This is a genomic window from Mesorhizobium sp. P2_A8 (genome assembly GCF_056404935.1).
The window spans coordinates 1-25,539 of the sequence record NZ_JBFUDB010000004.1; the positions used below are offsets into that span (position 1 = coordinate 1).

A 25,539-nucleotide genomic window follows, 5' to 3' on the forward strand; every position below is an offset into this window, starting at 1 on the left:
AAGACGATCAGATCCGGCTCGGAGCAAAGTGCCATCGCCGTCATCACGCGCTGCAACTGGCCGCCCGAGACCTGGTGCGGAAAGCGTTCGCCGATGGTTTCGGGGTTCGGCAGGCTGAGCTTCTTGAACAGCGCAACGGCGCGCTTCTCGGCCTCGGCACGCGTCGCCGTACCGTGCAGCAGCGTGGCTTCCACCACCTGGTCCATAAGCTTGTGCGCCGGGTTGAAGGCGGCAGCCGCCGACTGCGCGACATAGCAGACCTCGCGGCCGCGCAGCTTGCGGAAGCCCTCCTTGCCGCCCTTGAGGATGTCGCGGCCGTTCAGGATCACCTCGCCGCCGGTGATGCGCACACCACCACGGCCATAGCCCATCGACGACAGGCCGATGGTCGACTTGCCGGCACCGGATTCGCCGATCAGGCCAAGCACCTTGCCCTTCTCCAGTGTCAGCGAGACATCGTGTACCAGCACGATGTTCTTCGGCGGTTCGCCAGGCGGAAAGACAGTGGCCTCGATGCGTAGATTGCGGATGTCGAGCAGCAGGCCAGGTTTCGCTTTGCTGTCAGCCATCACCCGCGTCCTCCCTTCAGGCTTGTCGTCCGGTTGAGTACCCAGTCGGCAACCAGGTTGACGGAAATCGCCAGCAAGGCGATTGCCGCCGCAGGGATCAGGGCTGCCGCAATGCCGAAGACGATGCCGTCCTTGTTCTCCTTGACCATGCCACCCCAGTCGGCATCCGGCGGTTGCACGCCAAGGCCGAGGAAGGACAGGGTCGACAGGAACAGCACGGCATAGATGAAGCGCAGGCCGAGTTCCGAAACCAGCGGCGATAGCGCATTGGGCAGGATCTCGCGGAAAATGATCCAGGCGCTGCCTTCGCCACGCAGCTTCGCCGCCTCGACATAGTCCATGACGTTGATGTCTACGGCCACAGCCCGTGACAGACGATAAACCCGGGTCGAGTCCAGAATGCCCATCACCAGGATCAGGATCACCAGGTTGGTCGGCAGCACGGAGAGCACGACGAGGGCCATGATCAGCGTCGGGATGGACATCAACAAGTCGACAAGACGCGACAACAGCGTATCGAACCAGCCGCCGAACACCGCTGCCGAGAAGCCGAGGATGGCGCCGAGCGAGAACGACAACGCGGTAGCCAGCACCGCGATGAAAAGCGTGATGCGCGCCCCGTAGATCATGCGCGACAAGAGATCGCGGCCGAGATTGTCGGTGCCCAGCCAATGGGTCGCCGACATCGGCTCCCAGACGTCGCCGACGATTTCGCCATTGCCGTGCGGCGCGATCAACGGCGCGAAGATCGCCGCCAGCACGAACAGTGTCGTCAGCACGATGCCGATCAGCGCGGGGATGGGGATGCGTTTGATATCGAGCATATCCGCCCCCTATTTCGGATGTCTGAGACGCGGATTGGCGACGATCGCCGCGACGTCCGCAATGATGTTCAGGCTGATATAGACGGCAGCGAAGATCAGGCCGACCGCCTGCACCACCGGCACGTCGCGCTTGGTGACGTGGTCTACAAGATACTGTCCCATGCCTGGGTAGACGAAGATCACCTCGACCACGACGACGCCGACGATGAGATAGGCGAGATTGAGCATGACGACGTTGATGATCGGCGCGATCGCGTTGGGGAAGGCATGCTTGCGGATGACGTTGAAGGCCGACAGGCCTTTCAGTTCCGCCGTCTCGACATAGGCCGACTGCATGACGTTGAGGATCGCCGCGCGCGTCATGCGCATCATGTGGGCCAGCACCACCAGCGTCAGCGCCGTCGCCGGCAAGGCGATCGCCTGCATGCGCTCGCCAAACGGCATGCCGTCATAGACGGTCGAGATACCGGGGAAGATCTGCCACTTCACGGCGAAGAAATAGACAAGCACATAGCCGATGAAGAATTCAGGAAACGAGGTCGAGGCCAGCGCCACTCCGGAGATCAGCTTGTCGACCCAGCCATTGCGGTAGCGCACCGCGATCAGGCCGAGGATAATCGCCAGCGGCACAGCGACGATCGCCGCCCAGAAGGCAAGGAACAGCGTGTTCCACAGCCGGCCCTTGATCGACGTCGCGATATCCTGGCCGCTCGACATGGCTGTGCCGAGATCGCCGGTCAGGACGCCGCCGAGCCAGTGGAAATACCTGACATAGGCGGGATCGTTGAGACCGAGCTGCTCGCGCAGATTGGCGAGCGACTCCGGTGTCGCCGATTGTCCGAGGATGGCTTGGGCAACGTCGCCGGGCAGAATCTGTGTGCCGGCGAAGATCAGGACCGAAACGGCCAGCAACAGGAGAAGGCCCAGCGCAACGCGCTGGGCAATTAGCTTCAGGATGGGTGAAGACATATCCGCAAAGCCGGGCTCAGGCCTGCAGCCAGCACTTCGCCAGGGCGTAGCCGTTCATCAATTCCTGATGCGGATCATCGACCCAGCCATCGACCTTGGCGCCGGTCGCGTCGATGAACTGGTTGAACATCGGCAGGATCAGGCCACCGTCGTCGCGCACCATGACGGCCATGTCGTGGTACATCTGCTTGCGCTTGGCCTCATCGAGTTCGGCGCGCGCCGCCAGCACCATCTTGTCGAAGTCCGGACGGATGAAGCGCGTGTCGTTCCAGTCCGCCGTCGACAGATAGGCTGTCGAATACATCTGGTCCTGCGTCGAGCGGCCGCCCCAGTAGGAGGCGCAGAAGGGCTGCTTGTTCCAGACCTCGTTCCAGTAGCCGTCGCCCGGCTCGCGCTTGATCTCCAGCGTGATGCCGGCCTTGGCCGCGCTCTGCTGGAACAGCTGAGATGCATCGACGGCGCCGGGGAAGGCGACATCCGAAGTGCGCAGCAGCACCGAGCCGTCGTGACCAGATTTCTTGAAGTGGAACTTGGCCTTGTCGGGGTCGTACTTGCGCTGCTCGATCTCGGTGAACAGTGGATAGGACGAATTGATCGGGAAGTCGTTGCCGAGCGAGCCATAGCCGCGCAGAATCTTGTCCAGCATTTCCTCGCGGTCGATCGCCAGCTTCAGTGCCATGCGCAGGTCGGCGTTGTCGAACGGTGCCGTGTTGCAATGCATGATGAAGACGTAGTGGCCAGGGCCCGCGTGGTTGCGGATGGTGACGCCCGGCAGGCGCTTGATCAGGTCGACGATCTTCGGCTCGACGCGGTTGATCATGTTGACCTGGCCGCCCTGCAGGGCCGCCGTGCGTGCCGTGGCGTCGTTGATGACGATGACTTCGACCTGGTCGGCATGGCCCATCTTGTCGCCTTGCCAGTAGTTGGCGAAGCGCTCGCCGCCGTGGCGCACGCCTGGCTCGTTGGTCTTGACCACGTAGGGTCCGGCCGAGATGCCGGCATCGGGCTTGTCCTTGCCGCCGTTGGGCTGGACGATCAGGTGATAGTCGCTGAGCAGGTAGGGCAGGTCGGCATTGGCTTCCTTCAGCGTCAGCACGACTTCCTTGCCGCTGGCCTTGATGGTCTCGATGCCCTTCATGTAGCCCAGCGCGCCGGACTTGGACTTCTCGTCCGAATGGCGCTCGAGCGTCGCGGCCACGTCTTCGGCGGTCACGGTCTTGCCGTTGTGGAATTCGACGCCGTCGCGGATCTTCAGCGTCCACACCTTGGCGTCGTCCGAAGAGCCGATCTCCTCGGCAATGCGGTTCTCGAGCTTGCCTTCCGGCGACAGCTCGACGATCATTTCGCCCCAGCACTTGCCGAAGGCGAAGGGCACCTGCGTCATCATCAGCGCCGGGTCGAGGCTGTTGGTGGATTCGCCGCCGACCAGACCGGCCTTCAGCGTGCCGCCCTTGATCGGGCCTGCCGCGCGCGCTGCACTCGAAAGCAACGAGTTGGCGAAGGGCGCGGTGACGCCGAGCGCTGCCGCCCGGCCGAGAAAATCGCGACGGCTCAGTTTGCCGGATGCGACCCGCCGGCTAAGGAATTCGAGTTCGTTTGACATGTTGAGTTCCTCACTCTGTTGGTTCGACTCTGCGGTCGTTTTTCTTGTTTCTTGTGAGAAGAATAATGACCGCAAGGGAAAGCGGTAAGCAAGACCGAATGCGACATGCCGTGGCGTAAATCGTACGTCGCATTTGGACCAACGGAATCCGTGCTCAAAGGAGCGCGCGCGGCACCTTCTCCTCGAAGTTGCGCTCGAAAACGAGAGTTTCGCCCTCATAGGCCTCGATTCGGGCACTGACGATGAAGTTTTGCGCGTCCGATCGCATCTCGGCTGTTGTTTCGGTGCGCACCGACCATCCATTTCGCGACAGGGTCTGCGTCCAGTGCGTTTTCCCCGAGGCTGACAAGGGATGGTCGGGATGGATCGTCCAGGTCTCGCGGGCGATGCTGCCATGGGCCAGGCCGTGCTCGAGATCGCGCAGCTCGCCGAAATCATCCGTTATGGAAAGCGTCACAATTCCCGTCTTCTCGTCGCGGTTGACATGACGCTCGGAATTGGCGGCGCGGATCGTTTCGGTCGCCCAGGGCGTGGCGGCTTCAGGCTCGGAGAACGTCACTTCGTCGCCTGTTGCCAGCGGGCGCAGCGGCAGGGCGAGCGTGGCGGCCGACAGAGCGAGTCGGACCGGTTCCGGCGACGGCCAGATCATCGGCCAATAGGCGTTTGACACGGCGATGCGCAGATGGTGACCGGCCGGCACGCGATAGGCACATTGATCGAGCACCACGCGCACAGACACGGTTTCGCCCGGCACCAGCGCCTCGGGGAACTCATGTGACTTGCGATGCGTCAGATTGAGCACGCCGTAGGAGATCAGCTCAGACGCACCGTCTGGATGCACGTCGCAAAGCCGGATCGCGATGTTGGCCTGCGGACGGTCGCAGGAAAGCCGTACCTCAACTTCGGGCGCGCCGACGATGTCGATCGCCTCACGGAGTTCCGGCTGGTCGAAACACACCGACAAGGCGTCGTCGGGACGCTGGTCGCCGGGCAGTTCGGGGCCGAAGGTGAACGGGAAATACTCACCGCCGGCGAGGCCGCAGCTTTGCGGCGAGGCGACGATGGCGGGCTTGCTGCTGTCGGCGACAAGCTCGATCGATTGCGTCTTGACGGTAGACGACGGCCATTCCTGCTCCGCGACCCAGCGGCCGGGCCGCTCGGGATGCCAGCGGGCGGGGCGGACACTGTCCATGACATAGGCACGGTAGGCCGGGTCGGTCTCGACGCCGGTATCGATGCCCTTCAGCCAGCGGTCCCACCAGCGCAACGCCTCCTGCAGAAAGCCGATGGCGGGTTTGGGAGCGGCGTAATGCGGGTATTTGTGGATCCACGGCCCAACGATGCCCTTCACCGGAGACGGGATGTTGGTGACGAGGTGCGAGATCGTGTTGCGGTAGCCGTCATGCCAACCGCCGATCGACAGCACCGCGGCCTGGATGGCGGAATAATCCTCGCAGATCGAGCCGCGTTTCCAATAGGCGTCGCGATGTTGATGGCTGAGCCACAGCGGCGCCAGGAAAGGCTGGTTTTCCAGCCGGGTCAGCCACAGATCGCGCCACCGGTTGTCGCCGGCCAGCAGCGGATCCGGCGGCCTTGACGAATAGGACAGCATGGTCGAGGCCCAGCCGAAATTCTCGATCAGCAGGCAGCCGCCCTTGTAGTGGATGTCGTCGGCGTAGCGGTCGACGGTCGAACACAGGCTGATCACAGCCTTCAGCGCTGGCGGCTGCTTGGCCGCCACCTGCAGGCAGTTGAAGCCGCCCCAGGAAATGCCCATCATGCCGACATTGCCGTTGCACCAGGGCTGCGATGCCGCCCAGGCGATGACATCGCAGGCGTCCTGCAATTCCTGCTCGGAATATTCGTCGTCCATCAAGCCTTCGGAATCGCCATTGCCGCGCATGTCGACGCGGATCGACGCATAGCCGTGGCCGGCGAAATAGGGATGGGTCAGCTGATCGCGAAAGATGGTGCCGTCGCGCTTGCGATAGGGCAGGTGCTCGAGGATCGCCGCCACCGGGTCGTCGCCGGCATCTTCCGGCATCCACACCCGCGCCGACAGCCGGCAGCCGTCGTGCATGACGATCCCCATGTCCGGAAATTCGATGACCTTGCGGGGAAATTCAGTGACGGTTTTCATGCGGGACTCCAGGATCGCCAGATGATGGAGCCGGTGGGGTCGCGTCGTGGGCCAGACAACGAATTCGGCTGGTCAATCCGCGTCAATTCAGCGGAATGTCGTTTTCGGCCTTGCTCGCCTGGTAGGCGTCGGACAGGTCGTCATAGCGTGTCGAGATCTTGCCGATCCGCGTTTCCAGGCGCTGACGCTCGGCTTCGGGGAGCGACCGCACCAGCCTGCGGATCGAAAAGCTCTTCCAGTAGGCGTTCTCGGCATTGTAGCCGCCGGGATCGAGGGTGAAGACCTCCTTCAGGATCTTCAGATCATGCGGGATGGCGAAGCTGTCGCGCGAATCTTCATGGCTGAACAGATAGTAGAAATTGTCGAAGCCGGTCCAGGTGATCGCTGACAGGCAGAGCGAACAGGGTTCGTGCGTGGCGATGAAGATGGCGTCTTTCGTATCGACGCGTTCAGCCTTGGGCATTTCGTAGAAGCGCTTCAGGCAGTGCACCTCGCCATGCCAGAGCGGGTTTTCCATCTCGTTGTTGGTCTCGGCCAACACCAGCGAACGGTCGTCCTTGCGCAGGATCGCCGCGCCGAACAGCTTGTTGCCGTGGGTAACGCCTTCTGCCGTCTTCGGCACGATGTCCTGCTCGATGACATCGAGCAGCCGGTCGATCAGGGAAATGTCGGTCATTACAGGCTCTCGTCGGGAAGATGGATCTCGTAGGCGTGCGAGAAATGGAACTCTTCGAGGTTGGAGCCGTCGCCGCCACGGTCGACGATCAGGAAATCCTGAGCCTCGCCGAGCGGCGTCAGCACGCCGTGCCACAGATTGCGGGAATAGTTGATGCCCTGTCCGGGCGCGGTGATGAAGGCATGCGGCTCGCCTGGCCCCTCATCGCCATCATGACAGACGACGACCAGGAATGGCCGTGGCGACAGCGGGATGAAGGCCTGGCTGCCGAAGGGGTGGCGCTCGACCATGGTCAGCTTCAGCGGCAATTCATAAGGCGTGCCGCGCACCATCGAGATCAGCACGCGGGCGTTCGGCCCAGTCGCTTGCGCCGTGGCGAGGTCGTGGTAGCGCTCGGCCTTGCCGCCATTGATCGGGTAGTGATTGTCGCCGCCCATGTCGATGACGTCGCCGAATTCGGCAAAGCTCTCGCGCGTGAGCGGCCGCGCGACGATGCGGGTCACGGCGCCCGCCTTGCAATGCCGGCGCCGCCGAGCTTGGCGTGGCGGTTGACGTCCTTGTAAAGCAGATAGCGGAATTTGCCCGGGCCACCGGCATAGCAGGCCTGCGGGCAGAAGGCGCGCAGCCACATATAGTCGCCGGCCTCGACCTCGACCCAGTCCTGGTTGAGGCGGTAGACCGCTTTGCCTTCCAGCACATAGAGCCCGTGCTCCATGACATGGGTCTCGGCGAAGGGAATGACCGCGCCGGGTTCCAGCGTCACGATGGTCATGTGCATGTCGTGGCGCAAATCGGCCGGATCGACGAAGCGTGTCGTCGCCCATCGGCCCTCGGTGCCGGGCATCGGCGTCGGCGCGATGTCCTGTTCATTGGTGAAAAAGGCTTCCGGCGCGTCGAGACCGTCGATCGCCTCGTATGCCTTGCGGATCCAGTGGAAGCGGACAGCGGCCTTGCCTTCGTTGCTAACCGTCCAGCCGCTGGCCGGCGGCAGGAAGGCGAAGCCGCCCGGCCGCAACACATGTTTCCTGCCGGCAAGCAGAACCGTCAATTCGCCCTCGACCACGAACAGGGCGCCCTCGGCGCCGGCGTCGGGCTCCGGCCGCTCGCTGCCGCCACCGGGCGCAACCTCGACGATGTATTGCGAGAACGTCTCGGCAAAACCGGACAGCGGCCGCGACAGTATCCAGACGCGGGTCTTGGCCCAGAACGGCAGGGCGCTGGTGACGATGTCCTGCATCACCCCCCTGGGGATGACGGCATAGGCCTCGGTGAAGACGGCGCGGCCGGTCAGAAGTTCGCTCTGGCCGGGATGGCCGCCATGCGGCGCGTAGTAGGTTCGGTCGGGCATCCGGATCGTATCCATGGGTTCAAGCCTATTGCGGGAGCATGTCCTTGAGGCGGAGCAGCGCGATGCGCTCGACCTGTTTGCAGGCGGTCTCGAATTCAACGCCGCGGCCGTTGCCGATGCGCGCCTCGAATTCCGCCAGGATCTCCTCCTTGGTCTTGCCCTTCACCGCGATGATGAATGGAAAGCCGAAGGTGGTGACGTAGGCGGCGTTGAGCTTGGAAAACAGTTCGCGTTCCTTGTCGGTTAGTGCGTCGAGACCGGCCGAGGCCTGTTCCCTGGTCGATTCGGCCGTCAGCCGCCTAGCCTTGGCCAGTTTGCCCGCAAGATCGGGATGGGCATTGAGCACCGAAAGCCGCTCGGTCTCGCTGGCGGAACGAAAGATGCGGCAGAGCGCGTTGTGCAGGCCGCCTGACGTGTCGTGCGCCGCACCCAGTTCCAGCTCGTAGGCACGTTCGGCGATCCACGGCGAATGCTCGAACACGCCGCCGAAGGTGTGGACGAACGTCTCGAATTCCATCTTCGACGGGCGCAGTGCCGCCGGCCGATAGGGATGGTTCTCTTGCCAGTGGCGGGCGATCTCGATGCGCCGCGCCAGCCAGACCTTGTCATGCGATTTGACATAGTCGACGAAGCGTTTCAACGCCGCCACGCGGCCCGGCCGTCCGACGAGGCGGCAGTGGAGGCCGATATTCATCATCCGCGGCCGGCCAGCCTTGCCCTCGGCATAGAGCGTGTCGAAACTGTCCTTCAGATAGGCAAAGAATTGGTCGCCCGAATTGAACCCTTGCGGCGTGGCGAAACGCATGTCGTTGGCGTCGAGCGTGTAGGGGATGATGAGCTGCGCCCCATCCGCGTGCTCGAACCAGTAGGGCAGTTCGTCGTCATAGGTATCCGACACATAGTCGAAGCCGCCTTCTTCGGCCACGAGCCGCACGGTGTTGACCGATGTGCGGCCCGTGTACCAGCCGGTCGGGCGCTGGCCGGTCACCTCGTAATGCAGGCGGATCGCCGCTTCGAGATCACGGCGCTCGTCCTCGGCGCTGTGGTCGCGGTAGTCGATCCATTTCAACCCGTGCGAGGCGATCTCCCAACCGGCTTCCTGCATCGCCGTGACCTGGTCGGGCGAGCGCGCAAGTGCTGAGGCGACGCCGTAGCAGGTCACCGGCACCTCGGCCTCGGTGAACAGGCGATGCAGCCGCCAGAAGCCGGCGCGGGCACCGTATTCGTAGATCGATTCCATGTTCCAATGGCGCTGGCCCACCCACGGTGCCGCGCCGACGATTTCCGACAGGAAGGCTTCCGACGCTTTGTCGCCGTGAAGGACGCAGTTCTCGCCGCCCTCTTCATAGTTGACGACGAACTGCACGGCGACATGCGCACCGCCTGGCCATTTCGGATCTGGCGGGTTGGCTCCATAGCCGCGCATGTCTCTGATGTAACGCATCGTTCCTCCCGCCGGACATCGCCCGCAGTATGATCAGGATATCGAAAGGGCTGCTTGCGCATTCCCCCGAAAATTTTTGAAAGTGTTTTTGTCGCACTCCGCTCGACCGGGACTTATGCATCGCCTTTAATTGGCGCACAATTCATCAGTAACGTTCGACTGTACCGGAATGGGAGGCGGCCAGTGGCAGAAACGTCGAAAGCCGATGGCGGGCGTCTGACGACCCACGTCCTCGACACGGCGACCGGCAAGCCGGCGGCGGGATTGTCGATTGCGCTCTATCACCTCGACGGCGATGGGCGGACACATCTGAAGACCGTGGTGACCAATGCCGATGGCCGTTGCGACGCACCGCTGCTTGCCGGTGCCGAGTTTCGCGCCGGCGAATACGAACTGGTCTTCGCCGCCGGCGACTATTTGCGCCAGCAGGGGTTGAGCCTCGCGAAACCGGCCTTTCTCGACCTGATACCAATCCGTTTCGGCATGGCCGAAGCGGTGCACTATCATGTGCCGCTGCTCGTCTCGCCCTATGGCTATTCGACCTACAGGGGGAGCTGAAGCATGGCCAAGGTCAGCATCCGCAACGAGATCCGTTTCATTCTCAATGGCAGGGATGTCGTGCTTTCATCGGTGGCATCAGACGCCACCTTGCTCGACTGGCTGCGGCTCGACCGTTCGCTGCGCGGCACCAAGGAAGGCTGCGCCGAGGGCGATTGCGGCGCCTGCACCGTGCTGGTCGGCAAGCTCTCGGCCGGTGGGCTGGTCTACGAAAGTGTCAACGCCTGCATCCGCTTCCTCGGCTCGCTGGACGGCACCCATGTCGTGACCGTCGAGCATTTGCGCGGCCTTCCCGGCCAGTTGCACCCGGTGCAGCAGGCGATGGTCGATTTCCACGGCTCGCAATGCGGCTTCTGCACGCCGGGCTTCGTTATGTCGCTCTATGGCCTGTGGATGAAATCATCAGACCCATCGAACGCAGCCATCGAAAAGGCTCTGCAAGGCAATCTCTGCCGCTGCACCGGCTACGAGGCGATCATGCGCGCGGCCCGTGCCATCTCCAGCTACGGCAAGGTGGCGAAGGACCCGCTGGCGGTGGAGCGCAAGGCGATCACCGCGAGGCTGGAGGCGATGCATGACGGCGCACGGGTCGAGATCGGCTCGGCCGAGAAGCGGCTGATCGTGCCGGCTGATGTCGACGATTTCGCCGCCCTGCTGGACAAGGAACCTGGCGCTACCATCGTTGCCGGCTCGACCGATGTCGGCCTGTGGGTGACCAAGCACATGCGCGATATCTCACCGGTGATCTTCATCGGCGATCTCGACGGGCTTGGCACCATCGCCGAAGACAAGGGCGTCATCACCATCGGCGCCGGCGTCACCTACACCGAGGCGTTCTCGACGCTCGCCAAACGTATCCCGGCACTGGGGCCGCTGTTCGATCGTATCGGTGGCGAACAGGTGCGCAACATGGGCACCATCGGCGGCAACATCGCCAATGGTTCGCCGATCGGCGATACGCCGCCACCCTTGATTGCGCTCGGCGCGCGGCTGACGCTGCGCAAGGGCAAGAAGCGGCGGACGATCCCGCTGGAAACTTTCTTCATTGCCTATGGCAAGCAGGACCGGCTGCCCGGTGAATTCGTCGAGGCGGTGCACGTTCCCATCCCCGCCAAGGGCACGAAATTCGCCGTCCACAAGATCACCAAGCGCCGCGACGAGGACATCACGGCGGCACTCGGTGCCTTCTTCCTGACACTGGCCAAGGATGGCACGGTCGCGGATGTGCGCATCGCCTACGGTGGCATGGCGGCGACGCCAAAGCGGGCGTCGGCTGTCGAAAAGGCGCTGCGTGGCAAGCCGTGGACCGAACAGACGGTCGAGGCAGCGATGGCTGAATATGCCAAGGATTTCACCCCGCTCACCGACATGCGGGCCTCGGCCGAGTATCGGGCGCTGGCGGCGCGCAATCTGTTGCTGCGCTTCTTCGCCGAGACCAGCGGCACCAGGGAGCCGATCCAGGTTTCAAGGCATGAGGCGGCATGATGAACAAGCACGCCACCCCCAACCCCAGGGCTGAAAAGATCGCCGGCGGCGTCGCCACCGACCAACGCCACGATTCCGCCCACAAGCATGTCGACGGCACTGCGGTCTATATCGATGACATGCCGGAACCGGCCGGCACGCTGCATGTCGGCCTTGGCCTGTCCAAGGTGGCGCATGGCATTCTGAAAAACGTCGACCTTTCGGCGGTGCGGGCCGCACCGGGTGTCGTCGATGTGCTGACCTATGCCGACGTGCCAGGCGAGAACGACGTATCGCCGAGCAACATGCATGACGATCCGGTCCTCGCCCAGGACAAGGTGCAGTTCTTCGGTCAGCCGATCTTTGCGGTGATTGCCGAGACCCGTGACGAGGCACGCCGCGCCGCGCGACTGGCAAAGATCGACTATGACGAGCTTCCAGCGGTCATCGATATCTGGGACCTCGATCCGGTGAAGGACAGGCAGGTTACCACGCCGCTGACTCTCAGGCGTGGCGATGCCGCCGCTGCTATTCAAGCCGCGCCACGCCGCATCAAGAACCGCATGTGGCTTGGCGGCCAGGACCACTTCTATCTCGAAGGCCAGGTTTCGCTGGCCATCCCCGGTGAGGACGATGAGGTGATCGTCTATTGCTCGACCCAGGGGCCGAGCGAGACGCAGCATCTTGTCGCCCATGCGCTTGGCGTGCCAAGCCATGCCGTGACGGTGGAAGTCCGTCGCATGGGCGGTGGCTTCGGCGGCAAGGAAACGCAGGCCAATCAATGCGCCGCGATCGCCGCGATCGCTGCCAAGAAGCACAAGCGCGCGGTCAAGATCCGGCTCGACCGCGACGAGGACATGACCGCCACCGGCAAGCGGCACGATTTCGCCATCGATTATGAAGTCGGCTTCGATGACGAGGGCAACATCCTCGGCGTCGACTTCACCTTCGCCTTGCGCTGCGGCTTCTCCGCCGACCTGTCGGGCCCGGTTGGCGATCGCGCCCTGTTCCACTGCGACAACGCCTATTTCTATCCGAACGTGCTGGCCAAATCGGCGCCGCTCTACACCAACACCGTTTCCAACACCGCCTTCCGCGGCTTCGGCGGTCCACAAGGCATGGTCGGTGCCGAGCGCGTCATCGACGAGGTCGCCTTCGCTGTCGGCAAGGATCCGCTCGAAATTCGCAAGCTGAATTTCTACGACCCGATGGAGGCGATCGGCAGCCGCAATGTCACGCCCTATCACCAGAAGGTCGAGGACAACATCATCCACCGCATCGTCGCGGACTTGGAGGAAAGTGCCGGCTATGCACGGCGCCGCCGCGAAATATCGGCCTTCAATGCCAACAGCCGCTTCATCAAGCGCGGCCTGGCGCTGACGCCGGTCAAGTTCGGCATCTCCTTCACCAAGACCGAGTCCAACCAGGCCGGCGCGCTGGTGCATGTCTATGCCGACGGCTCCGTGCACATGAACCATGGCGGCACCGAAATGGGGCAGGGCCTGCACCTCAAGGTGGCGCAGGTCGTGGCGGAAGAATTCCAGATCGATCTCGACCGGGTGAAGATCACTGCCACCACCACGGCCAAGGTGCCGAACACGGCGCCGACGGCGGCGTCTTCTGGCGCCGACCTCAATGGCATGGCGGCCCAGAACGCCGCCCGGCAGATCCGCCAGCGGCTGACCGACTTCGCCGCAGAGAAATATCAGGTCCCGCTCGACCAGGTGGTGTTCCTGCCCAACCGGGTGCGCGTCGGCAACCAGGAAGTCAGCTTCAACGATCTGGTCAAGCAGGCGTATGTTGCACGCGTGCAGCTCTCGGCTGCCGGCTTCTACAAGACGCCGAAAATCCACTGGGACCGCAGCAAGGGCCAGGGCCACGCCTTCTACTACTTCGCCTATGGCGCGGCCTGCGCCGAAGTGTCGGTCGACACACTGACCGGCGAATATGTCGTCGAGCGCGCCGATATCCTGCACGATTGCGGCCGCTCGCTGAACCGGGCGATCGACATCGGCCAGGTCGAAGGCGGCTTCATCCAGGGCATGGGCTGGCTGACAACGGAGGAACTGTGGTGGGATGACAAGGGCCGGCTGCGTACGCACGCGCCGTCAACCTACAAGATCCCGCTCGCGTCGGATCGTCCGAAGATTTTCAACGTGGCGCTGACCGACTGGTCGCAAGCCTATGAGCCGACCATCCATCGTTCCAAGGCGGTTGGCGAGCCGCCCTTGCCTCACGGCATGGCGGTTCTGCATGCGCTGTCGGATGCGGTGGCCAGCGTCGCCGACCACAGGATCTGTCCGCGCCTCGATGCTCCGGCAACGCCGGAACGGGTGCTGATGGCGATCGAGCGGCTGAAGAACGAGGTCAAGGCCAGCGCCTGAATCCGGCAAAACGTGCAATTCAAGCCGAAAAAGCCTATATTTCCCAATCGGGAACGAGAGCGATGAACTCGAAAGTGCAAAGCCTGAAAGCCCTTCTCAGCGCTGCCGGCCGGGTTGCCCTGGTCGAAGTGGCCGGCACCAAAGGCTCGACGCCACGCGAGAAAGGCGCCTTCATGCTCGTCTCGCAAGCGGCAATCTTTGGCACGATCGGCGGCGGCCAGCTCGAGTATATGGCCATCGACAAGGCACGGCAGATGCTGGGGTCTTCACCGGCCGGCCAAGGCCGTCGGGACAAGCAAGCCCGCATCGAGGTCGACGAGGTCTGCGCGACCCTCGACGTGCCCCTCGGCCCCGAGATCGGCCAATGCTGCGGCGGCCGCGTCGAAGTGTTGATCCGGCTCGTCGATGCGGCGTTGGCGCAGGAGCTGGTCGCAGCCGCGGAAGCCGAAGAGGCGCACCTTCCCTATGTCTACATCTTCGGCGGCGGCCATGTCGGCCAGGCGCTGGCCTCCGCGGTGGCCCTTCTTCCTGTGCATGCCGTCGTCATCGAGACGCGGGCCGAGGCTCTGGATGGCATGCCGGAAACCGTCGAGACGCGGCTGACGCCGATGCCGGAAGCGATGGTGCGCGATGCTCCGGCCGGCAGCGCTTTCGCTATCCTCACCCATGACCATGCGCTGGATTTCCTGATCGTCGCCGAAGCGCTGAAGCGCGACGACACCGCCTATGTCGGCATGATCGGCTCGAAGACCAAGAAAGCGACGTTCAAGAACTGGTTCTTGAAATCGGCGGACGGCAGCGAAGTCGAATTCGCCCGCCTCGTCTCGCCGATCGGCGGCGATGCCGTCAAGGACAAGCGCCCGCCCGTCATCGCGGCGCTGGCGGCGGCCGAAATCATGACGGCGCTGGTTGTCCACGTCGCAAAATCAGCCGCCGATCGGGCCTCGCGCCCCAAGGTCATAGCCGGCTAAGCTTGTGTCGCGGCTTATGCCGGCCGTTTCAAGCCCAGGTGGTCGCGCAGCGTGCGGCCTTCGTAGTCCTTGCGAAACAGGCCGCGCCGCTGCAGTTCCGGTACGACCAGCTTGGCAAAGGCGTCGAGTTCCCCGGGGAAGAAGGAGGGCATGACGTTGAAGCCGTCGGCTGCGCCGCCTTCGAACCGCGCCTGCAGCTCGTCGGCGATCTGGGTCGCCGTTCCAACGATGCGCCAATGGCCACGCGCACCCGCGAAATGCCGCGCCAGCTGGCGGATGGACAGGTTGTCGCGACGTGACTGCTCGATGACCAGCGCTTGCCGGCTCTGCATGCCTTCGCTTGGCGGCAGCTGCGGCAGCGGTCCGTCGATCGGATAGCGCGACAGATCGGAAATGCTGAGATAGCTGGACAGCAGTGCTACGCCAACATCGTCGGGGATGAGTTCCTGCAACTCCTCGTATTTTGCCTGGGCTCGGGCCTCGGTTTCCGCCACCACCGGTGCGACGCCGGGCATGATCTTGATGTCGTCCGGCGCGCGCCCATAGGCCGCCAGACGCCCCTTCAGATCGTCATAAAACGCCTTCGCCTCCTCGAAAGTCTGTGCTGCGGTGAACACCACGTCGGCGGTGCGGGCGGCTAGGTCGCGGCCGACATCCGAGGCGCCGGCCTGAACCAGCACCGGTGCGCCCTGCGGCGAACGCGGCAGGTCGAGCGGATCCCGAACCGAAAAGCTCTGGCCGTCATAACCGGAAGCTCCGTCGAGCGTGCCGCGCCAAAGCCCGGCGACCACCTCGGCGAATTCACGCGCCCGTTCATAGCGATCGGCATGTGGACGCAAGCCGGTCGAGCCGAAATTGGCGGCTTCAATGGGACTGGCTGACGTCACCAGGTTCCAGCCGGCCCGGCCGCCGCTCAGATGGTCGAGCGCCAGGAAGGTCCGCGCCAGCCCGTAGGGCTCGTTGTAGCTTGTCGAGGCCGTGGAAACGAGACCGATGCGGCTGGTCTGGGCGGCCAGAGCCGAAAGCAGGCTGATCGGCTCGAAGCCGATCGAGCGTGACGTCTGGCTGGCGATGCCGACATTGGCTTCCCGCAGGCCGGCGGCGTCCTCGCAGAAGACCATGTCGAACTTCGCTGCTTCCGCCGTGCGCGCCAGCTGGATGTAATGGTCGATGTCGATGCCTGCTGTCGCATGCGCCTTGGGGTGGCGCCAGGCGGCGATATGGTGGCCAGTCGCCCACAGGAAGGCGCCGAGCTTCATCTGGCGGGGAGCAGTCATTGGTCGCCTCCCGCCGTCAGGCCGAGGTGCGAGCGCAGGGTTGCCCCGTGATAGCTCTCTCGAAACAGGCCACGCCGCCGAAGCTCCGGCAAAACCAGATCGACGAAATCGTCGAGTGCCGAAAGTTGCGCCGGCATCAGCATGTTGAACCCGTCGCAGCTTTTCGCCCGGAACTGTTCGTCAAGTTTCTCGGCGGTGACAGCCGGCTCACCATCCATGATCGGCGAGACATTCATCAACGCCTTCACGGCATCGGGGTCGCGCCCGCAGGCTGTGACGCGGCGCTTCAGATCGTCATAGCGTGCTTTCGCACTGTCGATCAGCCCGTCGTCCAGCAGGACGACATCGGCGGTGCGGGCGGCGCGATCCATGTCTGATACCAACAGGCCGGACAGGACCAGCACCGGTCTGTCCTGCGGCGACCGCGCGACGTTCAGCGGTCCGCGCACGGAAAAGAACGCGCCCTTGTGGTCGAGCAAATGCATCTTTTCGGGATCGTGGAAGCGGCCGCTGCCCTTGTCGAACTTGAGCGCGTCGGCATCCCAGCCCTGCCACAAGCCTTGGACGATGCCAATGTATTCCTCGGTACGGCGGCGAAAGTCGTCGGGCGAAAAGCCCTCGGGACGACTGAAATTGGCCGCTTCGCGCGGATCCTGCGCCATGGTCACATTCCAGCCGGTGCGGCCATGGCTGATGATGTCGAGCGACGCGAAACGGCGCGCCAGATTGTAAGGCTGGTGCGCGACCGTCGAGGCAGCGGCGACCAACCCGATCCTGCCCGTCACCGTCGCCAGTGCGGCCAGCAACGTCGTCGCTTCGAAGGGCGTCTGCCTGTTTGCAGCATCGCTGCCGGACGCCGGCGCGGAATCGGCGAAAATCACCATATCCAGCCCGGCCGCTTCGGCCTTTTGCACAAACCGCGCCAGAAGGCTGAAGTCCGGCTCGCCCCCGGACGATGGATCGGTGGTTACCGGAAACGGCGAAACGGCAAGATGCATTGTGGCGCCGTTGTCCATCGATGGTCCCTGCAAGACGAAATGCCATCGGAACTATGTTCGCCACATCCAGCGATGGCAACCGCTGGCGCTGGGCCAACTACTGGTCACTTGCCGGCCAGCCATCACTTTCCGGCCAACCCCTATTTGCCAGCAAGCAGGTCGTTGATCAGCCGCTGACAACGCTCGGCCATGAAATCGAGCAACAGCCGCACCTTGGGGTCCTGCAGCTTCTTGTGTGGATAGACGGCGGCGAATTGCACCGGCGTTGGTGGCGTGCTGCTCAGGATAACCTTCAGCCGCTGGTCGCGGATGAAAGGTTCGACCTCGAAGCGCGGCTTGTTGATGATGCCGCGGCCGGACAGCGCCCAGCCGGTCAGCACATCGCCATCGTCGGTGTCGTAGGGTCCGTGCACCTCGAATTTCTGCGGGCCGGTGGGGGTCTGCAGCGTCCACACATATTCGCGCGCGCCGGAATAACGCAGCATCAGGCAGTCGTGCTTCTTGCCGATCAGTTCCTGCGGCTCCGTCGGTTCGCCGCGCGCTTCCAGATATTTCGGCGCCGCCACCAGCACGCGTTCGCATTCCATGATGCCGCGCATCCTGAGGCTGGAATCCTCGATGATGCCAAGCCGGAACGCGACATCGATGCCCTCCTTCATGATGTCGACATTGTGGTCGGACAGCCTCAGCCGCACCTCGATGTCAGGGTATCTGTCGTGGAAGTCAGGAATGCCCGACGCCACCAGCCTGCGGCCGAGGCCGAGCGGTGCCGTCACCTTTATGGTGCCGCGCGGCTGACCGGAAAGCGCCGAGACGGCGGCTTCCGCTTCGGTGATCGCCTCCAGCACCTGCTTGGCTCCCGAATAGAAAACCGTGCCATGCTCGGTCGGCATCAATTGACGTGTGGTGCGGTTGAACAGCCGCACGCCAAGGTGCTTCTCCAGTTCCTTGATGCGGTTGGAGGCGACCGCCGGCGAGATTCGCATGTCACGCCCTGCCGCCGACAGATTGCCGAGTTCGACCACGCGAACGAAGACGGCGATGTTGTCGAGATAGGCCATGCGGATTTCGTGGCTTTCATCCAGCTGCGCGCAACGACTCTAGTATTTTCCATTTTTTTTTGAAAGTCATCGCACACCTCGCCTCTTTCCGTTTGCGCGCGACACCGTAAAGTCGCGTCATCGGCAGGGACGACTTCAATGATGGATTTCGCGATTTTCTGGGACTGGCTGAGCTTTGCGGTGCGCTGGCTGCATGTCATCACCGGCATCGCCTGGATCGGCTCGTCTTTCTATTTCGTCGCGCTCGATCTCGGCCTGCGCCAGCGGCCGGGCATGCCCGTCGGCGCCTTTGGCGAAGAATGGCAGGTGCATGGCGGCGGCTTCTACCACATCCAGAAATATCTGGTGGCGCCTGCCGAGATGCCCGAGCACCTGACCTGGTTCAAATGGGAATCCTACGCCACCTGGCTGTCCGGCTTCGCCATGCTGTGCGTCGTCTATTATGCCGGGGCGGATCTGTTCCTGATCGATCCCAACGTGCTGCCAATGTCGGTACCGGTCGGCATCCTGCTGTCACTGGCGACAATCGGCGTCGGCTGGGTGGTCTACGATCTGTTGTGCCGCTCGCCGCTAGGAAAAAGCGACACCGGCCTGATGCTGGTGCTCTACTGCGTGCTGGTGTTCATCGCCTGGGGGCTCACCCATCTGTTCACCGGGCGTGCCGCCTTCCTGCATCTCGGCGCCATCACCGCGACGATCATGTCGGCCAATGTCTTCATGGTCATCATCCCCAACCAGAAGATCGTCGTCGCCGACCTCATCGCCGGCCGCAAGCCCGATCCGAAATACGGCAAGATCGCCAAGCAGCGCTCGCTGCACAACAACTACCTGACGCTGCCGGTGTTGTTCCTGATGCTGTCGAACCACTATCCCTTAGCGTTCGGCACGCAGTTCAACTGGGTCATTGCCTCGCTGGTGTTCATCATCGGCGTGCTGATCCGGCACTATTTCAACAGCGTCCATGCGCGCAAGGGCAACCCGACCTGGACCTGGCTGGGAGCCCTTGTGCTGTTCATCATCATCATCTGGCTGTCGACCGCGCCGAAGGTGCTGACCGGCGAACCCAAAGAGTCCGCCGCGGCGCAGGTCTATGTCGCCTCCGCGCACTTCCCGGCCGTGCGAGACACGGTGCTCGGCCGCTGCTCGATGTGCCATGCGGCGGAGCCGGTCTATGAGGGCATCTATCATGCGCCCAAGGGCGTGATGCTCGACACCGACGCCGACATCGCCAACCACGCCCGTGAGATCTATCTTCAGGCCGGACGCAGCCACGCCATGCCGCCCGCCAACGTCTCCCAGATCACCGACAAGGAACGGGCGCTGCTGGTGGCCTGGTTCGAAGGCGCGGGGAAATAAGCATGACCTCGACACTTCTGCGCGGCCGCACGCTGTCCTTCGTGCGCTGGCCCGAGACCATCGATGACCATTCCGCCTGGCGCTACGAGGAGGATGGCGGCCTGCTGATCCGCGACGGTCGTATCGTCGCCGCCGGCGCCTATGCGCAAGTCGAGAAACAGGCCGGTGAGGGCGCAAGGAAGGTCGACCACCGGCCGCATCTGCTGCTGCCGGGCTTCATCGACGCGCATGTGCATTTCCCGCAGATGCAGGTCATCGCTTCCTATGGCGCCGAACTGCTCGACTGGCTCAACACCTACACCTTTCCGGAAGAGACGAAGTTCGCCAATGCGCAGCATGGCCGCCGCATCGCGCGGCTGTTCCTCGACGAGATGGTGCGCCATGGTACAACGACGGTGGCAGCATACTGCTCGGTGCACAAGGCGTCGGCTGAAGCCTTCTTTGCCGAGTCGCATGACCGCAACATGCTCAACATCGCCGGCAAGGTGATGATGGACCGCAATGCGCCCGACGGCGTGCTCGACACGCCGCAATCCGGCTATGAGGACAGCGAGGCGCTGATCAGGGAATGGCACGGCAAGGGGCGCCAGCACTATGCGATCACACCGCGCTTCGCCATCACCTCGTCGCCGCAGCAGATGGAGATGGCTGGCGCGCTCTGCCGTGAACATCCCGACCTGCATATGCAGACGCATCTGTCGGAAAACCACGCCGAGATCGCGTTCACCCAGGAACTCTATCCGTGGTCGCGTGACTACACCGACGTCTACGAGCATTACGGGCTGCTGGGGAACAAGAGCCTGTTCGGCCATTGCATCCATCTGTCGGAGCGCGAGGCGGACGCGCTCTCGGCAACGGGCTCGGTGGCGGTGTTCTGCCCGACCTCGAACCTGTTCCTCGGCTCTGGCCTGTTCGACTATCAACGCTTCCGCCGCCGCGAAAAGCCGATCCGTATCGCCGCTGCCACCGATGTCGGCGGCGGCACCAACTATTCGATGCTGCGCACCATGGACGAAGGCTACAAGGTAATCGCGCTGAACGGCGAGAAGCTCAATCCCTTCCAGTCCTTCTGGCAGATAACGCGCGGCAATGCCGAAGCACTGTCGGTGGCGCAAAAGATCGGCACGCTGGACGAAGGCACCGATGCCGACATCGTCGTGCTTGACGCCAGGGCGACGCCGGCGATGCGGCTCAGGATGGAGACGGTCGAGACGCTGGCGCAGGAGCTGTTTCTCCTGCAGACCTTGGGCGACGACCGCGCCGTGCGTGAGGTCTATGTCGCCGGGCGGGCGGCCAAGACCGACCTGGCGACGTAGAACGCTTCGATGTGTTCTTTGCTTGACCCGGCGGCAGCCATCGGTCAAAGCGTGCGGCGAAGTTGACAGGGGAACGACATGGCCGTTGCTGACGACATCGCTCTGATCAAGAGACAGGAAGAAGTTCTTGTCTTCCCCGCCTTCGATGAGGCCGTCGCCTTCAAGATCGGTTCGGCCATCCGTGATCGCGCGCTGACCGAGAACCTGCCTGTTATCGTAGACATCAGAACCTTCGACCGGCCGCTGTTCTATGCCGCGATGCCCGGCTCGAACGCTTCCAATCCCGACTGGGCGCGGCGCAAGATCAATGTCGTCAAGCGGTTCCTGAAAAGCAGCTATCGCAGCGTGCTGGAGCAGCAGCGCCCCGATCGCACCTTCAAGATCGGCGAAGGGCTGGATATCGCTGACTATGTGCTGGCCGGTGGTGGTTTTCCAGTCACCGTCAAGGGTGCCGGTGTCATCGGTGTGATCGCCGTCTCCGGCCTGCCGGAGCGCGAGGATCATGGCGTCGTCGTAGAGGCGCTGTGCGATCATTTGGGCATCGACAAGCGCGGGCTGGTACTGCCCCCGGAAGAAAAATGAGCGATCCCAAGGCCTTCCTCACCGCCATTTTCGGCGCCGCCGTCGCCGCCGCCGATCCCGAGCGAACCATCCGGGATCATTTGCCGGCGAAGCCCGGCGGCCGCACCATCGTCATCGGCGCCGGAAAAGGCTCTGCGCAGATGGCGGCGGCCTTCGAGAAGGTCTGGGACGGCCCGATCGAAGGGCTGGTCGTCACCCGCTACGGTTATGGTGCGCAATGTGAGCGCATCGAAATCATCGAGGCGGCACATCCGGTTCCGGACGCCGCCGGGCTGGAAGCTTCGCGACGGTTGCTGGCCAAGGTCCAGGGTCTGACGGCGGACGATCTGGTCGTGGCGCTGATTTCCGGTGGCGGTTCGGCGCTGTTGCCGTCGCCCGCCGGCAGCCTGACGCTGGCTGACGAGATTGCCGTCAACGAGGCGCTGCTCGCGTCCGGTGCCCCGATCGCGGCGATGAACACTATCCGCAAGCATATCTCCACCATCAAGGGTGGCCGGTTGGCGGCCGCCGCCTGGCCGGCCAAGGTGGTGTCGCTGGTCGTTTCCGACATTCCCGGCGACAATCCGGCGCTGGTCGCCTCCGGTCCGACCGTCCCCGACACCGGCAGCCGCGAGGACGCACTGGCGTCGATATCAGCCTACGGCATGAAACTGCCGGCTGCGGTGATGGCGCATATCAACGCGCCGGCCGCCGATGCACCAAGTCCCGGCGATGAACGCTTTTCGCGCAACGAGGTGCACCTGATCGCCTCCGCCGGCGTGTCGCTCGAAGCGGCGGCGGCGGAAGCCAAGCGGCAAGGCGTCGAAGCGGTCATCCTCTCCGACGCCATCGAGGGTGAGGCGCGCGAGGTTGGCGGCGTCCATGCGGCAATCGCCCGCGAAGTGGCGACGCGCAACCGGCCATTTCCAAAGCCGGTGCTGGTCCTGTCCGGGGGTGAGACAACCGTGACGCTGCGCGCCAAGGGCAAGGGCGGCCGCAACTCGGAATTCCTGCTTGCCTTCGCCATCGGCATCAATGGCGTCGATGGCATCCACGCGCTGGCCGCCGACACGGACGGCATCGACGGTTCGGAAGACAATGCCGGCGCCTTTGCCGACAGCTCGACCGTGTCACGCATGCGTGCAGCGGGTGTGGACGCCAAGGCAATGCTGGCCGGCAACAATGCCTGGACGGCCTTCAACGCCGTTGGCGATCTGTTCCTACCCGGCCCTACGGGCACGAATGTCAACGACCTACGAGCCATCCTCATCAGGTAATCTCAACCGGCCATGAGCCGCTTCACCTGTTTCATGTCGCGCAGGAAACGCTCGCGTTCGGCTTCCTTGTCGGCAGGTTCATGGATGCGCAGGATGAAGGAGGGGTGGATGGTGATGAAGATGCGTAAGCCGTCCGCGCGCTCGATCACCTGGCCGCGCATCTTTGTCACCGCGATCGCCTTACCCAGCAGCGACAACGCCGCCGTTGCGCCAAGTGCCACGGCAAGGTCTGGCTTGATCAGTTCGAATTCCCTGTCGATCCACCAGCGGCACGCCTGAACCTCGCCGGCATTCGGCTTGGAGTGGATGCGCCGCTTGCCGCGCGGCTCGAATTTGAAGTGCTTGACCGCGTTGGTGACGTAGACCTTTTGGCGGTCAACCCCCGCGTCAGCGAGAATGGCGTCGAACACCTTGCCTGCCGGACCGACGAAAGGTTTGCCGGCGAGGTCTTCCTGATCGCCCGGCTGTTCGCCGACGAACACCACCTTGGCGTCATCAGGACCTTCGCCGAACACGGTCTGGGTCGCGTCGCGCCAAAGCGGGCAACGCTGGCAGCCCTTCGCCGCCTGGCGCAGTTCGGAAATGCGTGCCGCATCGCCTTCCTGCGTGGCGGGCTCACGCTTCGGCCAATGCCTGGCCTGCACCTTGGCGTGGTGCGGCGCGGGCGTGGTCGGCATTCTGGTGATCATGTCTTTGGCGGCCTTGTCCGCACCTGCGATCAGATCTGGAATGAGCGAGGCCTCGGGAAGGTTCCGCCAGTATTTCTTAGGCATCTCCTTCTGCATTGCCTTTACCTTCAGCCGCGCCGGATTGAAGATGTGCTCGAAATAGGTGAGCCACAGCGCTTCGGTGTCATCCTGCGTTGGCGCATCGCCCTTGGCAGCGCCTGGCCCGATCGCCAGCCTCTCGCCATCCCAATCGGCTGACACATGCGGCGTCAGGATCGTCCAGCGCATGCCGGTGAAACGCCTGACGAAGAAAGCCGCGTTGCGCTCGACGATGAAATGATCCGGCTCGAACCAGGCAACATAGCGCTCCTCATCACCGTCACCGATCTTCCGGAACCGCACGAAGGCGCGCATCTTGTGGATGTCGCGCCGCACCGCCGTTTCCATAGTATCGAGGCGCCCGGTGTCGGGATCCGATGCGATCGCTAGCAGCTTGGGTTCTGTGCGCAGCCGCCACAGCACCCGGTAGAGAAGGGCGAACCGATCGGGGTCGGCGTGGCAGAAGGCGATTTCGGCATGCTCGATGAAGTCGCGCGGGACAACGAGTTGCACGCCCGCAGGCACGGTCGGCAAATCGCTTTGATTGGAGCCCGGCTCGACATGCCAGCCGATGTCCTCGGGCCTGACCTCATTCAGCGCCAGCCGTCGTGCCGCATCACGCCAACCGGAAAAGTCCGTTTCGCTGTCGAGCCGCACGCTGTATCTGGCAAAGTCGAACTGTGCCGGCTGCATGGTCAAAACAGCGACAATTGTTCGCAAGGTGGCACGATCTTGGCGCGCAATCCGGCCTTGTCAGTGAGCGTACCCGGCGACCACCCTTCTGCAATGATGAACGGGCGTAATTTTGCGATCGATTGGCAGAGGCGTCCGACGTCTTCCAGCCGCAGCCGCCGGTGGCGGCGGGTCTCCAGGATTTTCGCGATCAACTTCGTGCCAAGACCCGGAACGCGCAGCAGCGCCTCACGGTCGGCACGGTTGATGTCGATGGGAAACTGTCCCCGGTTGCGCAGCGCCCAGGCCAGCTTCGGATCGATGGCGAGGTCGAGCATGCCATCGCTGCTGCCAGCCAGGATCTCCGGCTGCGAAAATCCGTAGAACCGCATCAGCCAGTCCGCCTGATAAAGCCGGTGTTCGCGCATCAGCGGCGGCTTCTGCAAGGGCAGGGACGACGACAAATCCGGGATCGGGCTGAAGGCGGAATAGTAGACGCGTCGCAGATGGTAGCTGCCGTAGAGCCGCGCGCTGGTGTGCAGGATGCCGTCATCAGAGGTCTTGTCGGCGCCGACAATCATTTGCGTCGACTGCCCGCCCGGCGCGAAGCGTTCGCGCTTTTTGGTCCTCAGTGTAGGTTCGGCTTTTTCTTCCATTTTCTGGCGCAACCTGGCCATGGAAAGTCGGATTGTTTCCGGCTTCTTTTCCGGTGCCAATTTCCTGACTCCCTCGTCGGTGGGTAGTTCGACATTGATCGACAGCCGGTCTGCGTAGAGTCCTGCCATCTCGACCAGTTCCTGCGAGCTCTCCGGGATGGTTTTCAAATGGATATAGCCGGAGAACTTCTCCTCCAGCCGCAGCCTTCGCGCCACCTCGACCATCTCGCCCATGGTTTCGTCTGGCGAGCGGATGACGCCTGAGGATAGGAACAGGCCTTCAATGTAATTGCGCCGGTAGAAATCCATGGTCAGCTTCACCACCTCGTCGATGCTGAAGCGGGCGCGCCGCACATTCGACGACGAGCGGTTGATGCAATAGCTGCAGTCATAGATGCAGAAATTGGTCAGAAGGATTTTCAGCAGCGAAATGCAACGCCCGTCCGGCGCGTAGGAATGGCAGATACCCATGCCTTCGGTGGAACCAATGCCGCCGGATTTGAGCGAATCCTTTTTCGCCGCACCCGACGAGGCACAGGAGGCGTCGTACTTGGCGGCATCGGACAGGATTGCAAGCTTTTCGCGGACGGTGAGTGCGCTCATCCGTTCATGGTATGTTCTTAAGGGCTGGCGCGCCACCTCATTTGT

Annotated in this window: 22 protein-coding genes; 8 read left to right on the top strand and 14 right to left on the bottom strand. The window is 63.3% G+C overall.

The annotated features are described in order from the left end of the window. The 9 genes from AC1D10_RS12565 to puuE all read right to left on the bottom strand — a co-directional run. A partial coding sequence (locus tag AC1D10_RS12565; protein WP_477272100.1) for an ATP-binding cassette domain-containing protein occupies window positions 1-569 on the bottom strand: 569 nt, incomplete at its 3' end. Next, on the bottom strand, window positions 569-1,393 hold the full coding sequence (locus AC1D10_RS12570) for an ABC transporter permease (protein ID WP_477272102.1): 825 nt from the start codon (window positions 1,391-1,393) through the stop codon (window positions 569-571). The genes AC1D10_RS12570 and AC1D10_RS12565, both read right to left, overlap by 1 nt. Before the next feature lie 9 nt (window positions 1,394-1,402). Continuing rightward, a complete protein-coding gene (locus tag AC1D10_RS12575) occupies window positions 1,403-2,362 on the bottom strand; it encodes an ABC transporter permease (RefSeq protein ID WP_477272104.1) in 960 nt (319 codons plus the stop codon). A gap of 16 nt (window positions 2,363-2,378) precedes the next feature. After that, a complete protein-coding gene (locus AC1D10_RS12580) occupies window positions 2,379-3,965 on the bottom strand; it encodes an ABC transporter substrate-binding protein (protein ID WP_477272106.1) in 1,587 nt (528 codons plus the stop codon). Between the two features lie 154 nt (window positions 3,966-4,119). After that, window positions 4,120-6,105: a CocE/NonD family hydrolase gene (locus AC1D10_RS12585; protein WP_477272108.1), complete on the bottom strand. Its 1,986-nt coding sequence runs from the start codon at window positions 6,103-6,105 to the stop codon at window positions 4,120-4,122. An 82-nt stretch (window positions 6,106-6,187) separates the two neighbouring features. Continuing rightward, entirely contained in the window at window positions 6,188-6,781 is a 594-nt protein-coding gene (locus tag AC1D10_RS12590) for a nucleoside deaminase (protein ID WP_477272110.1), read from the bottom strand. After that, window positions 6,781-7,284, bottom strand: coding sequence for an ureidoglycolate lyase (locus AC1D10_RS12595; RefSeq protein ID WP_477272112.1), 504 nt, complete (start codon window positions 7,282-7,284; stop codon window positions 6,781-6,783). The genes AC1D10_RS12590 and AC1D10_RS12595 overlap by 1 nt, the downstream gene beginning before the upstream one ends. Then, window positions 7,281-8,144 (bottom strand): bifunctional allantoicase/(S)-ureidoglycine aminohydrolase, encoded by an 864-nt coding sequence (locus AC1D10_RS12600; protein ID WP_477272114.1) that lies wholly within the window; start codon window positions 8,142-8,144, stop codon window positions 7,281-7,283. Before AC1D10_RS12600 ends, AC1D10_RS12595 begins: the two co-directional genes overlap by 4 nt. Window positions 8,145-8,154: 10 nt before the next feature. Beyond that, entirely contained in the window at window positions 8,155-9,573 is a 1,419-nt protein-coding gene (gene puuE / locus AC1D10_RS12605; protein ID WP_477272116.1) for an allantoinase PuuE, read from the bottom strand. A 183-nt stretch (window positions 9,574-9,756) separates the two neighbouring features. Here puuE and uraH point away from each other — a divergent pair, with 183 nt between their 5' ends. The 4 genes from uraH (at window position 9,757) to xdhC (ending at window position 14,950) form a co-directional block, all read left to right on the top strand. Further along, on the top strand, window positions 9,757-10,131 hold the full coding sequence (gene uraH / locus AC1D10_RS12610; RefSeq protein WP_477272118.1) for a hydroxyisourate hydrolase: 375 nt from the start codon (window positions 9,757-9,759) through the stop codon (window positions 10,129-10,131). 3 nt (window positions 10,132-10,134) lie between these two features. Further along, window positions 10,135-11,616, top strand: a complete 1,482-nt coding sequence (gene xdhA, locus AC1D10_RS12615) for a xanthine dehydrogenase small subunit (RefSeq protein ID WP_477272120.1) — start codon at window positions 10,135-10,137, stop codon at window positions 11,614-11,616. Then, the gene (xdhB, locus tag AC1D10_RS12620; RefSeq protein ID WP_477272122.1) at window positions 11,616-13,979 is read left to right on the top strand and encodes a xanthine dehydrogenase molybdopterin binding subunit; all 2,364 of its coding nucleotides are present in this window, start codon (window positions 11,616-11,618) and stop codon (window positions 13,977-13,979) included. The genes xdhA and xdhB overlap by 1 nt, the downstream gene beginning before the upstream one ends. A 62-nt stretch (window positions 13,980-14,041) precedes the next feature. Beyond that, complete coding sequence (xdhC, locus tag AC1D10_RS12625) at window positions 14,042-14,950, top strand: xanthine dehydrogenase accessory protein XdhC (protein WP_477272124.1); 909 nt, start codon at window positions 14,042-14,044, stop codon at window positions 14,948-14,950. A gap of 14 nt (window positions 14,951-14,964) precedes the next feature. On the opposite strand, the gene AC1D10_RS12630 is transcribed toward xdhC, so the two are convergent. The 3 genes from AC1D10_RS12630 to AC1D10_RS12640 form a co-directional block, all read right to left on the bottom strand. After that, window positions 14,965-16,227: an LLM class flavin-dependent oxidoreductase gene (locus tag AC1D10_RS12630; protein WP_477272126.1), complete on the bottom strand. Its 1,263-nt coding sequence runs from the start codon at window positions 16,225-16,227 to the stop codon at window positions 14,965-14,967. Continuing rightward, on the bottom strand, window positions 16,224-17,243 hold the full coding sequence (locus tag AC1D10_RS12635; RefSeq protein WP_477272128.1) for an LLM class flavin-dependent oxidoreductase: 1,020 nt from the start codon (window positions 17,241-17,243) through the stop codon (window positions 16,224-16,226). Before AC1D10_RS12635 ends, AC1D10_RS12630 begins: the two co-directional genes overlap by 4 nt. A gap of 122 nt (window positions 17,244-17,365) precedes the next feature. Next, on the bottom strand, window positions 17,366-18,286 hold the full coding sequence (locus tag AC1D10_RS12640; protein WP_477272130.1) for a LysR family transcriptional regulator: 921 nt from the start codon (window positions 18,284-18,286) through the stop codon (window positions 17,366-17,368). Between the two features lie 138 nt (window positions 18,287-18,424). On the opposite strand from AC1D10_RS12640, the gene AC1D10_RS12645 reads away from it, so the two are divergent. The 4 genes from AC1D10_RS12645 (at window position 18,425) to AC1D10_RS12660 (ending at window position 22,796) form a co-directional block, all read left to right on the top strand. After that, the gene (locus AC1D10_RS12645) at window positions 18,425-19,642 is read left to right on the top strand and encodes a urate hydroxylase PuuD (protein WP_477272132.1); all 1,218 of its coding nucleotides are present in this window, start codon (window positions 18,425-18,427) and stop codon (window positions 19,640-19,642) included. Window positions 19,643-19,644: 2 nt separating this feature from the next. Next, entirely contained in the window at window positions 19,645-20,958 is a 1,314-nt protein-coding gene (guaD, locus tag AC1D10_RS12650) for a guanine deaminase (RefSeq protein ID WP_477272134.1), read from the top strand. Window positions 20,959-21,036: 78 nt separating this feature from the next. Further along, window positions 21,037-21,540, top strand: a complete 504-nt coding sequence (locus AC1D10_RS12655; protein ID WP_477272136.1) for a heme-degrading domain-containing protein — start codon at window positions 21,037-21,039, stop codon at window positions 21,538-21,540. Then, the gene (locus AC1D10_RS12660; RefSeq protein WP_477272138.1) at window positions 21,537-22,796 is read left to right on the top strand and encodes a glycerate kinase type-2 family protein; all 1,260 of its coding nucleotides are present in this window, start codon (window positions 21,537-21,539) and stop codon (window positions 22,794-22,796) included. Before AC1D10_RS12655 ends, AC1D10_RS12660 begins: the two co-directional genes overlap by 4 nt. A gap of 2 nt (window positions 22,797-22,798) precedes the next feature. Here AC1D10_RS12660 and AC1D10_RS12665 read toward each other — a convergent pair whose 3' ends face one another. Next, entirely contained in the window at window positions 22,799-24,256 is a 1,458-nt protein-coding gene (locus tag AC1D10_RS12665; protein ID WP_477273080.1) for a UdgX family uracil-DNA binding protein, read from the bottom strand. A gap of 2 nt (window positions 24,257-24,258) precedes the next feature. Further along, entirely contained in the window at window positions 24,259-25,494 is a 1,236-nt protein-coding gene (locus tag AC1D10_RS12670; RefSeq protein ID WP_477272141.1) for a putative DNA modification/repair radical SAM protein, read from the bottom strand. Window positions 25,495-25,539 lie beyond the last annotated feature (45 nt).

Excerpts from the sequence above, each read along its gene's own strand:
- AC1D10_RS12570 (WP_477272102.1), bottom strand. The coding sequence starts at position 1,393 with ATGCTCGATATCAAACGCATCCCCATCCCCGCGCTGATCGGCATCGTG.
- AC1D10_RS12645 (WP_477272132.1), top strand. The coding sequence starts at position 18,425 with ATGATGGATTTCGCGATTTTCTGGGACTGGCTGAGCTTTGCGGTGCGC.
- AC1D10_RS12590 (WP_477272110.1), bottom strand. The coding sequence starts at position 6,781 with ATGACCGACATTTCCCTGATCGACCGGCTGCTCGATGTCATCGAGCAG.
- puuE (WP_477272116.1), bottom strand. The coding sequence starts at position 9,573 with ATGCGTTACATCAGAGACATGCGCGGCTATGGAGCCAACCCGCCAGAT.
- AC1D10_RS12600 (WP_477272114.1), bottom strand. The coding sequence starts at position 8,144 with ATGGATACGATCCGGATGCCCGACCGAACCTACTACGCGCCGCATGGC.
- AC1D10_RS12660 (WP_477272138.1), top strand. The coding sequence starts at position 21,537 with ATGAGCGATCCCAAGGCCTTCCTCACCGCCATTTTCGGCGCCGCCGTC.
- xdhC (WP_477272124.1), top strand. The coding sequence starts at position 14,042 with ATGAACTCGAAAGTGCAAAGCCTGAAAGCCCTTCTCAGCGCTGCCGGC.
- AC1D10_RS12585 (WP_477272108.1), bottom strand. The coding sequence starts at position 6,105 with ATGAAAACCGTCACTGAATTTCCCCGCAAGGTCATCGAATTTCCGGAC.
- AC1D10_RS12665 (WP_477273080.1), bottom strand. The coding sequence starts at position 24,256 with ATGCAGCCGGCACAGTTCGACTTTGCCAGATACAGCGTGCGGCTCGAC.
- AC1D10_RS12670 (WP_477272141.1), bottom strand. The coding sequence starts at position 25,494 with ATGAGCGCACTCACCGTCCGCGAAAAGCTTGCAATCCTGTCCGATGCC.
- AC1D10_RS12580 (WP_477272106.1), bottom strand. The coding sequence starts at position 3,965 with ATGTCAAACGAACTCGAATTCCTTAGCCGGCGGGTCGCATCCGGCAAA.
- AC1D10_RS12640 (WP_477272130.1), bottom strand. The coding sequence starts at position 18,286 with ATGGCCTATCTCGACAACATCGCCGTCTTCGTTCGCGTGGTCGAACTC.
- AC1D10_RS12575 (WP_477272104.1), bottom strand. The coding sequence starts at position 2,362 with ATGTCTTCACCCATCCTGAAGCTAATTGCCCAGCGCGTTGCGCTGGGC.
- AC1D10_RS12655 (WP_477272136.1), top strand. The coding sequence starts at position 21,037 with ATGGCCGTTGCTGACGACATCGCTCTGATCAAGAGACAGGAAGAAGTT.
- AC1D10_RS12635 (WP_477272128.1), bottom strand. The coding sequence starts at position 17,243 with ATGGACAACGGCGCCACAATGCATCTTGCCGTTTCGCCGTTTCCGGTA.
- AC1D10_RS12630 (WP_477272126.1), bottom strand. The coding sequence starts at position 16,227 with ATGACTGCTCCCCGCCAGATGAAGCTCGGCGCCTTCCTGTGGGCGACT.
- guaD (WP_477272134.1), top strand. The coding sequence starts at position 19,645 with ATGACCTCGACACTTCTGCGCGGCCGCACGCTGTCCTTCGTGCGCTGG.
- xdhB (WP_477272122.1), top strand. The coding sequence starts at position 11,616 with ATGAACAAGCACGCCACCCCCAACCCCAGGGCTGAAAAGATCGCCGGC.
- xdhA (WP_477272120.1), top strand. The coding sequence starts at position 10,135 with ATGGCCAAGGTCAGCATCCGCAACGAGATCCGTTTCATTCTCAATGGC.